Annotated in this window: 15 protein-coding genes and 2 tRNA genes; 9 read left to right on the top strand and 8 right to left on the bottom strand. The window is 72.5% G+C overall.

The annotated features are described in order from the left end of the window. Positions 1-14: 14 nt before the first annotated feature. The 3 genes from eda to zwf are packed head-to-tail and all read right to left on the bottom strand — an operon-like array spanning position 15 to position 3,992. Complete coding sequence (gene eda, locus ACVW2K_RS00520) at positions 15-632, bottom strand: bifunctional 4-hydroxy-2-oxoglutarate aldolase/2-dehydro-3-deoxy-phosphogluconate aldolase (RefSeq protein ID WP_457201145.1); 618 nt, start codon at positions 630-632, stop codon at positions 15-17. Next, positions 616-2,499, bottom strand: coding sequence for a phosphogluconate dehydratase (gene edd, locus ACVW2K_RS00515; protein WP_457201144.1), 1,884 nt, complete (start codon positions 2,497-2,499; stop codon positions 616-618). The genes eda and edd overlap by 17 nt, the downstream gene beginning before the upstream one ends. Further along, on the bottom strand, positions 2,496-3,992 hold the full coding sequence (gene zwf, locus ACVW2K_RS00510; protein ID WP_457201143.1) for a glucose-6-phosphate dehydrogenase: 1,497 nt from the start codon (positions 3,990-3,992) through the stop codon (positions 2,496-2,498). Before zwf ends, edd begins: the two co-directional genes overlap by 4 nt. An 87-nt stretch (positions 3,993-4,079) precedes the next feature. On the opposite strand from zwf, the gene ACVW2K_RS00505 reads away from it, so the two are divergent. Beyond that, the gene (locus ACVW2K_RS00505) at positions 4,080-5,279 is read left to right on the top strand and encodes an ROK family transcriptional regulator (protein ID WP_231496196.1); all 1,200 of its coding nucleotides are present in this window, start codon (positions 4,080-4,082) and stop codon (positions 5,277-5,279) included. 2 nt (positions 5,280-5,281) lie between these two features. Here the strand turns inward: ACVW2K_RS00505 and ACVW2K_RS00500 are convergent, their stop codons facing one another. After that, complete coding sequence (locus ACVW2K_RS00500; protein WP_457201142.1) at positions 5,282-5,824, bottom strand: LURP-one-related/scramblase family protein; 543 nt, start codon at positions 5,822-5,824, stop codon at positions 5,282-5,284. Positions 5,825-5,896: 72 nt separating this feature from the next. Here ACVW2K_RS00500 and ACVW2K_RS00495 point away from each other — a divergent pair, with 72 nt between their 5' ends. The 5 genes from ACVW2K_RS00495 (at position 5,897) to rpmG (ending at position 8,154) form a co-directional block, all read left to right on the top strand. Next, positions 5,897-6,259 carry a DoxX family protein gene (locus ACVW2K_RS00495; RefSeq protein ID WP_457201141.1) on the top strand — a complete coding sequence of 121 codons (363 nt, stop codon included), beginning with the start codon at positions 5,897-5,899 and terminating at the stop codon, positions 6,257-6,259. A 19-nt stretch (positions 6,260-6,278) separates the two neighbouring features. Then, positions 6,279-7,679 (top strand): amidase, encoded by a 1,401-nt coding sequence (locus ACVW2K_RS00490; protein ID WP_457201140.1) that lies wholly within the window; start codon positions 6,279-6,281, stop codon positions 7,677-7,679. Positions 7,680-7,741: 62 nt separating this feature from the next. Further along, positions 7,742-7,814 (top strand) — tRNA-Thr (locus ACVW2K_RS00485). 53 nt (positions 7,815-7,867) lie between these two features. Beyond that, positions 7,868-7,941: transfer RNA gene (locus ACVW2K_RS00480), tRNA-Met, on the top strand. Between the two features lie 42 nt (positions 7,942-7,983). After that, a complete protein-coding gene (gene rpmG, locus ACVW2K_RS00475; RefSeq protein WP_028637296.1) occupies positions 7,984-8,154 on the top strand; it encodes a 50S ribosomal protein L33 in 171 nt (56 codons plus the stop codon). A gap of 66 nt (positions 8,155-8,220) precedes the next feature. Here the strand turns inward: rpmG and ACVW2K_RS00470 are convergent, their stop codons facing one another. Beyond that, the gene (locus ACVW2K_RS00470) at positions 8,221-9,180 is read right to left on the bottom strand and encodes a hypothetical protein (RefSeq protein ID WP_457201139.1); all 960 of its coding nucleotides are present in this window, start codon (positions 9,178-9,180) and stop codon (positions 8,221-8,223) included. Between the two features lie 20 nt (positions 9,181-9,200). Here ACVW2K_RS00470 and ACVW2K_RS00465 point away from each other — a divergent pair, with 20 nt between their 5' ends. From ACVW2K_RS00465 to ACVW2K_RS00455, 3 genes are read left to right on the top strand one after another with little or no spacing between them, the layout of a single operon-like run. Beyond that, complete coding sequence (locus tag ACVW2K_RS00465; protein ID WP_457201138.1) at positions 9,201-9,599, top strand: FAS1-like dehydratase domain-containing protein; 399 nt, start codon at positions 9,201-9,203, stop codon at positions 9,597-9,599. Beyond that, complete coding sequence (locus ACVW2K_RS00460) at positions 9,596-9,982, top strand: MaoC/PaaZ C-terminal domain-containing protein (RefSeq protein ID WP_457201137.1); 387 nt, start codon at positions 9,596-9,598, stop codon at positions 9,980-9,982. Before ACVW2K_RS00465 ends, ACVW2K_RS00460 begins: the two co-directional genes overlap by 4 nt. Next, entirely contained in the window at positions 9,975-11,000 is a 1,026-nt protein-coding gene (locus ACVW2K_RS00455; RefSeq protein WP_457201136.1) for a UDP-N-acetylmuramate dehydrogenase, read from the top strand. Before ACVW2K_RS00460 ends, ACVW2K_RS00455 begins: the two co-directional genes overlap by 8 nt. Here the strand turns inward: ACVW2K_RS00455 and ACVW2K_RS00450 are convergent. Genes ACVW2K_RS00450 through ACVW2K_RS00440 form a run of 3 tightly spaced genes read right to left on the bottom strand, consistent with a single transcriptional unit; the run spans position 10,997 to position 13,819 of the window. Then, entirely contained in the window at positions 10,997-11,527 is a 531-nt protein-coding gene (locus tag ACVW2K_RS00450; RefSeq protein WP_457201135.1) for a hypothetical protein, read from the bottom strand. The genes ACVW2K_RS00455 and ACVW2K_RS00450 overlap by 4 nt on opposite strands. A gap of 19 nt (positions 11,528-11,546) precedes the next feature. Beyond that, positions 11,547-12,605, bottom strand: coding sequence for an adenosine deaminase (locus tag ACVW2K_RS00445; RefSeq protein WP_457201134.1), 1,059 nt, complete (start codon positions 12,603-12,605; stop codon positions 11,547-11,549). Continuing rightward, positions 12,602-13,819 carry a pyridoxal phosphate-dependent aminotransferase gene (locus ACVW2K_RS00440; RefSeq protein ID WP_028637302.1) on the bottom strand — a complete coding sequence of 406 codons (1,218 nt, stop codon included), beginning with the start codon at positions 13,817-13,819 and terminating at the stop codon, positions 12,602-12,604. Before ACVW2K_RS00440 ends, ACVW2K_RS00445 begins: the two co-directional genes overlap by 4 nt. Positions 13,820-13,944: the final 125 nt, after the last annotated feature.

Below are 13,944 nucleotides of genomic sequence, written 5' to 3'. Positions count from 1 at the left end.
AGCGCCGCGAGTCCTCAGCGAACCAGAGCGGCGGCCTCCGCGGCGAGCATGCTGATCCGGTCCCAGTCCCCGGACGCGACCGCGTCCGCCGGCGTCAGCCAGGAGCCACCGACGCAGCCGACGTTCGGCAGCGCGAGGTAGGCCGGAGCGGTGGCCGCGGTGATCCCGCCGGTCGGGCAGAAGCGGGCGGTCGGCACCGGGCCGGCGACCGCCGTGAGGAATGCCGCGCCCCCGGACGCCTCGGCCGGGAAGAACTTGAGGTCGGTGACGCCCGCCTCGAGGGCGGCCAGCACCTCGGACACGGTGGCCACACCCGGCAGGAACGGCAGCCCGGAGTCCTGCAGCGCGTGCAGCAGCGAGCCGGTGGTGCCGGGGGAGACCAGGAACTGCGCGCCCGCGTCGGCCGCCAGCTTCGCGTGCCTGGGCCGGGTGATGGTGCCGGCGCCGACCAGGATCTCGGGCACCTCGTCGGCGATCGCGCGGATGGCGTCGAGCGCGGCCGGGGTGCGCAGCGTCAGCTCGATGGCGGGCAGGCCCCCGGCGACCAGGGCGCGCGCGATCGCGACGCCCTCCTCGGCCGTCCCGGCCACGACGACCGGCAGCACCGGCACGATCTCAAGCGGGCTGGACAACGGGTACCTCCTGGCCCGGGGCGCTCACGCCCGGGAAGACGCTGGCGCCGGTGTCGGCCGACCCGACGGTGGCGCGGAAGGCCGCGAAGAGCTCCCGGCCGGTGCCCGCCCACTCGGCGCCCTGGGGGGCGCGCCCGGTGGCGGGGCGGCGCTGCAGCTCGTGGTGGTCGACGTGCAGGTCGAGCAGGCCACCGGCGGCGTCGACGGTGACGACGTCGCCGTCCTGCACCCGCGCGAGGGGGCCCCCGAGAGCGGCCTCGGGGGTCACGTGGATCGCGGCCGGGACCTTGCCCGACGCACCGGACATCCGGCCGTCGGTGACGATCGCGACCCGCTGTCCGCGGTCCTGCAGGACACCCAGCGCGGGCGTGAGCTTGTGGAGCTCGGGCATGCCGTTGGCGGCAGGGCCCTGGTAGCGGATGACCGCGACGAAGTCCCGGCCGTCGAGCGAGCCCGTCGCGAATGCGTCGAGGAAGTCGTGCTGGTCGTCGAAGACCACGGCCGGTGCCGAGACGAAGCGGTGCTCGGGCTTCACGGCGGAGGTCTTGATGACGGCGCGCCCGAGCGGCCCGGAGAGCAGCTGGAGGCCGCCGTCGGGGGTGAACGGGTCGGACGCGGGGCGCAGCACCTCGTGGTCGAGCGACTCCTTCGGTCCCTCTTCCCACGTCAGGTCGTCGCCACGCAGGACCGGCTCGCGCGTGTAGAGCGACAGTCCGCGGCCGGCGACGGTCCGCACGTCCTCGTGGAGCAGGCCAGCACGCAGCAGCGTGTGCACCAGGAACGCGATGCCACCGGCGGCGTGGAAGTGGTTCACGTCCGCCTCGCCGTTGGGGTACATCCGGCTGATCAGCGGCACCACGGCCGAGAGGTCGGACAGGTCGTCCCAGGTGAGGGTGATGCCCGCCGCGCGGGCGATCGCCACCAGGTGCATGGTGTGGTTCGTCGAGCCACCGCTGGCGAGCAGCGCCACGCACGCGTTGACGATGGCCTTCTCGTCGACGATCTCGCCGATCGGTGTGGGCTCCATCGTCGAGGAGTGACCGCCCTGCCGGGTCAGTTCGACCACGCGCCGGCCGGCTGCCCGCGTCAGGGCGTCCCGCAGCGGAGTGCCCGGGTTCACGAAGGACGAGCCCGGCAGGTGCAGGCCGAGCACCTCCATCAGCAGCTGGTTCGAGTTCGCGGTGCCGTAGAACGTGCAGGTCCCGGCGGAGTGATACGACGCCGACTCGGCCTCGAGCAGCTCCTCGCGGCCGACCTTGCCCTCGGCGTACAGCTGGCGGATCCTCGCCTTCTCGGAGTTCGGCAGGCCCGAGGTCATCGGGCCGGCGGGCACGAAGACCGTCGGCAGGTGGCCGAACGACAGCGCGCCGATCAGCAGGCCGGGCGTGATCTTGTCGCAGACGCCGAGCATCAGCACGCCGTCGAACATGTCGTGCGAGAGCGCGATCGCCGCCGACATCGCGATCACGTCGCGGCTGTAGAGCGAGAGCTGCATGCCGTCGCGGCCCTGGGTGATGCCGTCGCACATGGCGGGCACGCCGCCGGCGAACTGCGCGATGCCGCCGGCCCGCACGACGGCCTTCTTCAGCGACTCCGGGTAGTCGCGGTAGGGCTGGTGGGCCGAGAGCATGTCGTTGTACGACGAGACGATGGCGACGTTCGGCTTCGCGCTGCCGCGCAGCGCGACCTTGCCCGCGGGCTCGGCGGCGGCGAAGCCGTGCGCGAGGTTGGCGCAGGCGAGGCGTCCGCGGGCCGGGCCGGCGTCCGCCGCCGCCCGGATCCGGGCGAGGTACTCGGTCCGTCCCGCGGTGCTCCGCTCGGCGATGCGGGCGGTCACCTCGGCGACGGTGCGGTGGAGTGCGTTCACTGGTCGGGCTCCTGCCAGGTCCGGCCGTCGCGCTCGAGGAGCGTGGCGGCGGCGGGGGGTCCGTCGGTGCCGGCGGCGTACCGCTTCGGCCGGTCGGGCGAGGTCGCCCAGCGCTGGAGGATCGGCTCGGTCCAGGACCACGCGGCCTCGACCTCGTCGCGGCGCATGAACAGCGTCGGGTTGCCCTTGATGACGTCCATGAGCAGCCGCTCGTAGGCGTCGGGCAGGCGCACGTCGAAGGCGGCCGCATAGCTGAGGTCGAGCGAGACCGGCCGCAGCCGGTAGCCGCCCGGGCCGGGTTCCTTGGCGGTCAGGTGCAGCCGCATGCCCTCGTCGGGCTGGACCAGGATGTGCAGCCGGTTCGGGGCGGTCGCGCCTTCGGCGCCGGGGAACATCGAGTGCGGCGGCTCCTTGAACACCACCACGATCTCCGAGGCGCGGTGGTCCATCCGCTTGCCGGTGCGCAGGTAGAAGGGGACGCCGGCCCAGCGCCAGTTCTGCACCTCGGTCTTCAGGGCGACGAAGGTCTCGGTCCGGGAGCCGCCGTGCCCCAGGTCGTCGGAGTACGACGGGACCGGGGCCCCGTCGACCAGCCCGGCGCCGTACCGGCCGCGGACGGTGTCGTGGTCGACGTCGGCCGGCGACATCGGCTTCAGGGCCTGGAGCACCTTGAGCTTCTCGTCGCGGACTGTCTCGCGCCCGACGTAGGTCGGCGGCTCCATCGCGACCAGGCAGAGCAGCTGGAGCAGGTGGTTCTGGACCATGTCGCGCAGCGCGCCGGCGTTGTCGTAGTACTCGCCGCGGCCGCCGACGCCGACGGTCTCGGAGACGGTGATCTGCACGTGGTCGACCCAGCGGGAGTTCCACAGCGGCTCGAGGAAGGCGTTGGCGAAGCGCGTCACCAGCAGGTTCTGGACGCTCTCCTTGCCGAGATAGTGGTCGATCCGGAAGATCTGCGCCTCGTCGAAGACCCCTCCGACGGCGGCGTTGACCTCGCGGGCCGACGCGAGGTCGTGGCCGATCGGCTTCTCGAGCACCACGCGGGCGCGCTCGTCGACCACCCCGATCTCGTCGAGGCGCCGGCAGATGGCACCGAAGAGCTTCGGGGCGACCGCGAGGTAGAACACCCGGACCGCGTCCTCGGGGTGCGGGCGGTCCTTGAGCAGGGCGTGGAAGCGGTGCCAGTCGTCAGGATTCTCGGCGTCCAGCATCAGGTGGTGCAGCCGGGCCAGGAAGCGGTCGAGCGCACCGTCGTAGAGGTCCGCGGCGTCGACGTACGTCGCGAGCGCGGTGCGCACCACCGAGCGCCAGGCGTCGTCGTCGAGGTCGGTCATGGACACGCCGAGGATCCGGTAGTCGGCGGGGAGCTGCCCCTCGAGGTCGCGGTGGTAGAGCGCCGGCAGCAGCTTGCGGAGGGCGAGGTCGCCGGTCCCGCCGAAGACGGTGAAGTCACACGTCTCGGGGAGCACGTTCGGGGCCGGAGCGGGTTCCATGAGCTCCACGGTAGGGACGAGTTAGGTCCATCGCAAGACGTACATAGGTTTTTTCAGGATCAAAGTAGGGACGTTTATGCTTCCCGCGTGACCCAGGTGGTGGAGACCCGCGAGACCGCGGCGCCGGCGACGGCCGGCGAGCTGCTCGAGCTCGTGCGCACCGGCCGCGCGGCGACCCGTTCCCAGCTCCGCGCCCTCACCGGGCTGTCCCGCACCGCCGTCACGGCGCGCGTGTCGGCCCTGACCAGCGCGGGGCTGCTGCAGATCGGCGAGGAGCTCGCGTCCACCGGGGGCCGCCCCCCGGGCGCGCTGGTCTTCAACCGGCACGCGGGCGTCGTGCTGGCCGTCGCGATCGGCCGGTCCCGGAGCCAGCTCGCGGTGCTCGACCTGGACGGGCAGGAGCTCGCCGCGGACTCCCGCGACCACGAGGTCGGCGTCGGCCCGGACGAGCTGCTGCCCGACGTCGCCGGACGGCTCACGGCGCTGCTCCAGGACGTCGCACCGCCGGTGCTCGGGATCGGCCTCAGCCTCCCCGGCACGCTCGACTCGGTCCGCGGCCTGTCCATCGGCTCCCCGGTGATGTCCGGCTGGGACGGCGTCCAGCTCGCGCCGTACTTCGGCGAGGTCGCGGACGCCCCGCTGTTCGTGGCCAACGACGCCGATGTGCTGGCGCGGTCCGAGCTGCTCGGGGGCGCCGGAGTCCTCGACGACGTGCTGGTGGTGAAGGCGTCCACCGGTCTCGGGCTCGGGATCGTCGCCGACGGCCGGGTGCTCAGCGGCCATCTCGGCGCCGCGGGCGAGATCGGGCACACGACCGTGGACGCCGCCGGCGACCTGCCGTGCCGGTGCGGCGCGACGGGCTGCCTGGAGACCATCGCCGGCGGCTGGGCCCTGGTCGCCCGGCTGGCCTCGGAGACCGATCACCACGAGCAGCCGGTCGATCATGTCCGCGACCTGGTCGCGCTCGCCCTGCAGGGCGACTCCTTCGCCCGGGGGCTCCTGCGCGACAGCGGGAGGGAGCTCGGCGAGGTGCTCGCGGTGGCGATCAACCTGCTCAACCCTGCTGCCGTGGTCATCGGGGGAGACATGGCCGCGGCGTTCGACTTCTACGTCGCGGGCGTGCGCGAGAGCGTCTACCGGCGCTCGGCCCCGCTGGCCACCCGCGACCTCCAGTTCCTCCCGGCCACGCACGGCGACCGCGCCGGCGTCGTGGGCTGCGGGGCGCTCGCGCTCGACCACGTGCTGTCGCCCGTGGCCGTCGACGCGCGACTGGCGACCGGGGGCTGAGGTTAGCCGACGTCGTGCGACAGCGAGTCGACGACCACGGCGATCGCGAGCACCAGCGCCGGGTTCTCGCCCGGGCCGATCTCGACGCCGTACGTGTCGGCGATCCGGAACCACCGCTTGGAGACCTCGGCCACCTTGTCGCGCCCACGGCTGATCTCGAACTCGTGGTCGACGATGTTGCCCTGGACGTCGAGCTCGTCGCCGCCGGCCAGCTTGACGTGGTAGCGCTCCCGCAGCGGCGAGATCATCGCCTTCTTGACCGTGGCGACGTCGTTGCCGTCGGCGTCCTCGATGGCCATCGTGTCGCGGATGCTGAGCTTGCGCTCCTGGATCTTCAGCAGCTCGCGCCCCGAAGCGTCCTCCAGCACGAGGGTCTGCCTGATGCGGAGCGCCTTCCCGTCGACCTTGAAGGCGCGGTCCCCGCCCTCGTCCTCGATCCAGTAGTCGTCGCCGATCGAGAACAGCTTCTCCCGCATCCGGTACGTCGTGCCACCCCCACCCCGGCGGTCCTCGCGGCGGTCCTGGCGTCGGTCCCTCAGTCCCATGCGGCCATCGTCGTCCCGTCCCCGCCCGGTGGCATCACCTGATCCGGGCGACCGCGCACTAGGGTCACGGCCGTGGACGCGAACACCTGGCTGTGGATCCTCGCCGCCTTCCTGGCCGCGATCTTCCTCGGCACCGGAGCCCTCAAGCTGACCCGCTCGCGCGAGGAGATCGTGGCGGCCGGTATGACGTGGGCCGGCGCGTACTCCGACCGGACCCTGCGCCGGCTCGGCTGGGCGGAGGTGATCGGCGCGGTCGGCGTCCTGATCCCGTACGTCGCGCCCTTCGCTGCGGTGTTCCTCGCAGTCGTGGCCCTGGTCGAGCTGGTGACGCACGTGCGGCGGCTCGAGCTCTTCCCCGACGCCCTGCGCACCCTCGCCCTCGTCGTCATGTGCGTCGTCCTGGCGGTCTACCGCTTCGGCCCCGAGGCGTTCTGACTGGGACTAGCCTCACCCCGTGACCCGAGTACACGCCTTCGGCGACGACGCCCTCGGCGACCGCGACGCGGTCGGCCTGGTGACCGCGATCCAGGAGGGCGAGGTGGCGATCCCCGAGGTGATCGAGGCCGCGATCGCCCGCACCGAGCGGCTCCAGCCCGAGCTCAACGGCGTCGCCTACGTCGCCTACGACCGGGCCCGCGCCGAGGCCCGCGACCCGCGCGGCGGCTTCTTCGCCGGTGTCCCGACGTTCCTCAAGGACAACGTCGACGTCGCCGGCATGCCGACCCAGCAGGGCTGCGACGCCTACCGCGCCCGCCCCGCAGCTCAGGACGGTGACTTTGCCCGGATGTTCCTCGCCACCGGTCTGGTCCCGATCGGGAAGACCCAGCTGTCCGAGTTCGGGTTCAGCCCGTCCGCCGAGCACCCGCGGATCGGCCCGGTCCGCTCGCCGTGGGACCCCGCCCACACCGCCGGCGCGTCGTCGGCAGGTACGGCGGCGCTCGTCGCCGCCGGCGCCGTACCCCTCGCGCACGGCAACGACGGCGGCGGCTCCATCCGCATCCCGGCGGCGGTCAACGGCCTGGTCGGGCTCAAGCCGACCCGCGACCGGCTCGCCCAGGACAAGGTCACCCGGCAGATGCCGATCCGGATCGTCTCCGACGGCGTGCTGACCCGCTCGGTGCGCGACACCGCGGCGTTCCTCCGCGAGGCCGAGCAGGTCTACCGTGCGCTGAAGCTGCCGCCGATCGGTGACGTGACCCGTCCCGGCCGCACCCGGCTCCGGGTCGCGGTGCACACCCGCGGCATCGGCCGGGACGCCGACCCGGAGGTGGTCGAGCTCACCCTCAAGACCGCGAAGCTGCTCGAGGAGCTCGGCCACGAGGTCGAGGTCGTCCCGCACCCGGCGCCCTCCTCGGTGCCCGACGACTTCCTGCTCTACTGGTCGATGCTCGCGATGATGATCGTGCGCACCGGGCGGCGCACCCTCGGCCCGTCGTTCGACCGGACCCGCCTGGACAACCTCACGCTGGGCCTCGACCGGCACTGCCGGGCCCGGCTGCACCGGCTGCCCGGCGCGATCGGCCGGCTGCGCCGGCTGCCGCGGCTCTCCGCGGACTTCCACCGGCGGTACGACGTCGCGCTGACGCCCACGCTGGCGCTCACCACCCCGCTGGTCGGCCACCTCGACCCGATGAACGACTTCGAGACCGTGATGGAGCGGATCCTCGAGTGGGTCGCGTTCACGCCGTGGCAGAACGCGACCGGCGATCCGGCGGTCTCGCTGCCGCTGGCGAGCTCGTCGGCGGGACTGCCGCAGGGGATGATGCTGTCGGCCGGTGCGGGCCGGGAATCCACCCTCCTGGAGCTGGCTCTCGAGCTCGAGGAAGCGGCTCCCTGGAGGCCGCTGACAGGCTGAAATCCAGGCTCCCGGCCTCGATTTCTCGTTACCGGAGAGCCTGTGTATCGTTCTCCGTCGTTGCCCCTTTAGCTCAGTCGGCAGAGCGTCTCCATGGTAAGGAGAAGGTCTACGGTTCGATTCCGTAAAGGGGCTCTGGGCAGGACCCTGGACGGACCGGTTAATCTGGTTCGGACAGCCGTGCCCGTGGCGGGGTAGCTCAGGTGGTTAGAGCACACGGCTCATAATCGTGGTGTCGCGGGTTCGAGTCCCGCCCCCGCTACTCACATCCTGCGACACCTGTACCGACAAGCAAGGACTTCCCGTGGCCAGCAAGAGCTCCGACGTTCGCCCCAAGATCACGCTCGCCTGTGTCGAGTGCAAGGAGCGGAACTACATCACCAAGAAGAACCGGCGCAACGACCCCGACCGGCTCGAGATGATGAAGTTCTGCCCGCGCGACCGCAGGCACACCCTGCACCGTGAGACCCGCTGATCGACCCGTCTTCCGACAGCCCGCCAGGTTCGCCCGGCGGGCTGTCCGCATTTCAGATCCGGCACCTCAGACCCGGCACTGCGGCCGGCGCCACGCCCGCAGGTCCGAGACGTCGAGCCGCAGCAGCTGCGGCACGACCGGCCGCCCGCCCAGGTCCTGGTAGTGCCGCGTCCCCGCCTCGCTGACCACCCACAGCGAGCGGCTTCCGACCAGGTCCATCCCCTCCGCGCCCGGCACGAACGCCCTCCGGCGGGTGCCCTCCGGTCCGCCGAGGACTCCGCAGCGGGTGACCGACTGCGCGAACCACGCACCCGCCGGCTGCCCGGCCAGCGCCGCCCACACCCCGCCCTGCGTCGAGCGTGGTGCGTCGGTGTGCCCCGACGACATCTCCGGCGTGATGTCCAGGGCCCCGGACGCCACGATCTCGTCGGTGTCGAACCAGTCGACCTGCGCCGGTCTCGTCGGGTACCACCGGCCGATCCCCAGCCGGCCGCGGTCGTCGGTCAGCGAGAACGACCCGCGCAGCGGCGGCCCCAGCGCCCACACGTGCTCCACGTCGAGGGTCTCCGGGTCGATCAGCCAGAGCCTGCTGGTCTCGACGAGCCACAGTCCGTGGCTGTCGCGCACCAGTCCGCCGCCGTGCCGGCACGTCAGCGGGTCCCGGTCACCGACCTGGCCGGCGACGGGGTCGAGTCGGTCCAGCAGCTCGCCGGTGCGGACGTCGTACCGCTCGACCAGGCAGTACCGCTCGTGCAGCGGTGCGTTGCCGTCGAAGCCGCTGACGAAGGCGGACCGGCCCGCCACCGCCACGCCCTGCGGGACGAAGCCGTGCCCGGTGCGCAGCCACACGCCGGCACAGACCGCGTGGTCGTTCGGGAACCGGTCGAGCTCCTCCTTCTCCAGGTACGTCGGGGGAGTGCCCCGGACGTCGTCGAACGTGATCGGCCCGCACCCGCTCCGGCGGTCCGGTCCTGGACCGGGGTCGGCCGAGGTGCAGCCCGCGACCAGCACGAGTGCGGCCAGCACCCACCCGATAGTTTGGGCGCATGCCAGTCGACCAGTCCCTCGTCGGCCGGGTCTTCCCACCCACCCGACCCTATGCGGTGACCGCGGAGCACATCGGCAGCTTCGTGGCCGCGATCGGCGGCGCGTACGACGGCGGCGCGGCGCCCGCGACGTACCCCATCGTGCTGGCCTTCGACGCGATGAACGCCTTCCTCGAGGCCGAGTCGATCGACCTGTTCCGGATCGTGCACGGCGACCAGAAGTTCGCCTACGAGCGGCCGGTCGTCCCCGGTGACGTCCTCACCGCGTCGCTCACGGTCGCGAGCCTGCGCCAGATCGCGGGCAACGACATCATCGGCACGACCAGCGAGATCACCGACTCCTCCGGCGCCCTGGTCTGCTCGACCAGCGCGACGCTCGTGCACCGGGGCGCGGCATGACGCTCGAGCCGCAGGCCTACACGATCACGCGCGCCGACCTGGTGGCGTACGCCGAGGCCAGCGGCGACCACAACCCGATCCACCAGGACGACGCGGTCGCCGAGAGCGTCGGGCTGCCGGGCGTGATCGCGCACGGGATGTACACGATGGCGCTGGCCGCCCGGGCGGTGTCCACCTGGTTCCCGGGCGGCGAGGTGGCCAGCTTGGGCTGCAAGTTCACCAACCCGGTCGTCGTACCGGCCGAGGGCGGTGTCGACATCGAGGTCGCGGGCGAGGCGTCCGAGGAGGACGGCCTGACGACCGTGCGGCTGACGGTCACCTGCGAGGGCCAGAAGGTGCTCGGCATGCCGAAGGCGGTCGTGCGTGCCCCCGCCCATGACTGAGCTGCTCGCCGACCACACCACCCTGCGGCTCGGCGGCCCGGCCGCGCGCTGGGTGCGCGCGACGACGGAGGCCGAGCTGACCGCCGCGGTGTCGGAGGCGGACGCGGCCGGCCACCCGGTGCTGGTGCTCGGCGGCGGCAGCAACCTGGTCGTCGCCGACGAGGGGTTCCCCGGCACGGTCGTCGAGGTCGCCACCAGCGGCATCAGCCCGGACGTCGAGGACGGGGTGAGCTGCGGCGGGGTGCTGGTCACCGTCGCCGCCGGTGAGAGCTGGGACGACCTGGTCGCGCTCGCGGTCGGGAAGGAGTGGGCCGGCATCGAGGCGCTCTCCGGCATCCCGGGCCGGGTCGGCGCGACGCCGATCCAGAACGTCGGCGCCTACGGCCAGGAGGTCAGCCAGACCGTCGCGTCGGTACGGGTCTGGGACCGTCGGTTGCGCGGCGTCCGCACGTTCGCCAACGCCGACTGCGGCTTCGGCTACCGCACGTCCCGCTTCAAGGCGGACCCGGGCCGGCACGTCGTCCTGTCGGTGACGTTCCAGCTCCGGCAGGGCTCGCTCGGCGGACCGGTGGCGTACGCCGAGCTCGCCCGCACGCTCGGGGTCGAGCCGGGGGAGCGGGCCGCGCTCGCCGACGTACGCCGCGCGGTGCTCGCGCTGCGTGGTGGCAAGGGCATGGTGCTCGACCCGGCCGACCACGACACGTGGAGCGCGGGGTCGTTCTTCACCAACCCGGTCGTCCCGGCGGACGCCGTGCCCGACGGTGCGCCCGCGTGGCCGCAGCCCGACGGCCTCGTGAAGACCAGCGCCGCCTGGCTGATCGAGCACGCCGGCTTCGCCAAGGGGCACGGCAACGGCCGGGTCGCGCTCTCCGGCAAGCACACGCTCGCGCTCACCAACCGCGGTGGTGCGTCCACCGCGGACCTCCTGGCGCTCGCGCTCGAGGTGCGCGACGGCGTGGAGCTGCGGTTCGGCATCCGGCTCGTCAACGAGCCGGTGCTGGTCGGCTGCTCGCTCTAGCTGTTGCTGTTGACCGTGCCGTGGATCGTCGTGGTGTCCGACGACGCCACGGCCAGCGCGATGAGACCGACGATCGCGACGATGCCGACGACGAGCAGGATCGTGCCGATGATGCCCATGATCTTCCCGGCCGAGGCGGATCCGCGGCCGCCGTACACCGCCGGGTTGGCGTCGATCTCGCGGACCGCCTTGGCCCCGGTCGCCCAGGCGAACGGCGAGAGCACCAGCGTGATGCCGCCGCAGGTGGCGATCCCGGCCAGCCCGATGATGCCCAGCACCATCGCGGTGTTCGCCGACGGGTGCGCGGGAGCCGGCGGCGCGTAGTTGTACGGCGCCTGCGCGTACTGCGGCTGTCCGTACGGCTGCTGGTAGGGCTGCTGGTACGGCTGGCCGTACGGCGGCTGCTGTGGCTGCTGGGGGTAGGGCTGCTGCGGCTGGCCCTCGGGGTAGTACGGGTTCTGCGGCGGCGGCGGGGGCTGCTGCGGCTGCTCGTACGGGTTCGGGCCCGGAGGCTCGTGCTCGCTCATGGATGCATCCTCCCAGTCCCTACCGGTTTTGGGGGGAGCCCACCCACCCCTCGATGTCGCCGAGGATCTCGGACTTCACGTCGTCCGGTGCCCGGGACGCCCGCACCGACATCCGCGCGAGCTCGGCGAGCTGGCTGTCGGTCAGTCCGTGTGCGGCGCGCATGGTGGCGTACTGACCGGCGAGGCGGGACCCGAACAGCAGCGGGTCGTCGGCCCCGAGCGCGACCGTGGCGCCGGCCGCCAGCAGGGTCGGGAGCGGCACCGACGTGAGGTCGGAGTAGACCCCGAGCGCGACGTTCGAGACCGGGCAGACCTCCAGGACCACGCCCGCCTCCACGATCCGGTCGAGAAGCGCCGGGTCCTCGGCCGCCCGGACACCGTGCCCGAGCCGCTGCGCGTGCAGCTCGTCGAGGCACAGCCGGATGTGCTCCGGCCCGCGCAGCTCGCCGCCGTGCGGCGCCAGCAGCAGACCGCCACGCTCGGCGATCCGGAACGCCGGCGCGAAGTCGCCCGTGCGCCCGCGCCGCTCGTCGTTCGAGAGGCCGAACCCGACCACGCCGCGCCCGCCGTACTGCACGGCGAGCCGGGCGAGGGTGCGCGCGTCCAGCGGGTGCCGGGTGCGGTTCGCCGCGACGACGACCGCCATCCCCAGGCCGGTGGTGGCCGAGGCGTCGCGGACCGCGTCGAGGACCAGGTCGGTGAACGCCGTGATCCCGCCGAAGCGCGCGCCGTACCCGCTGGGGTCGACCTGGATCTCCAGCCAGCGGCCGCCGTCGCGGACGTCGTCCTCGGCCGCCTCCAGCACCAGCCGGCGAACGTCGGCCTCGGTGCGCAGCACGGACCGAGCGACGTCGTAGAGGCGCTGGAAGCGGAACCAGCCCTTCTCGTCGGCCGCCGACAGCTTCGGCGGCCAGTCCTCGACGAGCTGGTCCGGCAGCGCGATGCCGTCTCGGGCGGCGAGCTCGAGCAGCGTCGAGTGCCGCATCGACCCCGTGAAGTGCAGGTGCAGGTGCGCCTTCGGGAGGTCGTGGAGGTCCCGGCTCTCGCTGCGCTCGCTGCTCGACCAGCGATGCGTCAAGAGAAGAGCTTCTGGAGGCGGGTCACGCCCTCGACCAGGTCGTCGTCACCCAGGGCGTAGGACAGCCGCAGGTAGCCGGGGGAGCCGAACGCCTCGCCCGGCACGACCGCCACCTCGGCCTGGTCGAGGATGTACTCGGAGAGCTCGGCGGACGTCTGGATCAGGCGGCCGTCGTACTCCCTGCCGAGCAGTCCCTTGACCGAGGGGTAGGCGTAGAACGCGCCGAGCGGCATCGGGCAGAGGACGCCGTCGATCTCGTTCAGCATCGCGACGATGGTCTTGCGCCGCCGGTCGAACGCCGACTTCATCTCCTCGACCGCGCTGAGGTCACCCTCCAGGGCGGCGAGCGCGGCGCGCTGGGCGACGTTGGCGACGTTGGACGTGGCGTGCGACTGCAGGTTGGTGGCGGCCTTGACCAGGTCGGCCGGCCCGATCATCCAGCCGACCCGCCAGCCGGTCATCGCGTAGGTCTTGGCGACCCCGTTGACGATCACGGTGTGGTCGGCGAGCGCGGGGCAGAGGACCGGGAGCGAGCCGGTGTCCGCGCCGTCGTAGACCAGGTGCTCGTAGATCTCGTCGGTCAGCACCCAGAGCTCGTGCTCCTCGACCCAGGCGCCGATCTCGCGGATCTCGTCCGAGCTGTAGACGGCGCCGGTGGGGTTCGACGGCGAGACGAACAGCAGCACCTTGGTGCGGTCGGTGCGCGCAGCCTCGAGCTGGGCGACGGTGACCTTGTAGTCCTGCGTCTCGTCGGCGAGCACCTCGACCGGCGTACCGCCGGCGAGCCGGATCGCCTCCGGATAGGTCGTCCAGTACGGCGCCGGCACGATGACCTCGTCACCCGGGTCGAGCATGGTGGCGAACGCCGCGTAGATCGCCTGCTTCCCACCGTTGGTCACCAGCACCTGGCTCGGCTCGACCTCCAGGCCGCTGTCCCGCAGCGTCTTGGCGGCGATCGCCTTCTTGAGCTCGGGGAGCCCTCCGGCCGGGGTGTAGCGGTGGTTCTTCGGGTCACGGGCGGCCTCGACCGCCGCCTCGACGACGTAGCCGGGCGTCGGGAAGTCCGGCTCGCCGGCACCGAAGCCGATCACCGGTCGGCCCTCCGCCTTGAGCGCCTTCGCCTTCGCATCCACCTTGAGCGTCGCGGACTCGGCGATGGCGCCGATCCGGCGGGAGACGCGACGGGAGCGAGGAGAGGTCTCGGGCGAGGTCATGGCTCCATCGTAGGGCGGGGACTCAGGCGGGCCGCCAGCCGGTTTGGACTCCGCATCACCTCACCCCGTAGACTCCACGTTCGGTGGATTCCCACAGGATCAGTCGTGCCCGCAGGCCGGGTGAT

The organism is Nocardioides sp. HB32, from assembly GCF_054058995.1.
Note: the sequence above shows the minus strand (reverse complement) of the source record. Positions and strands in the feature narration are given on the sequence as shown.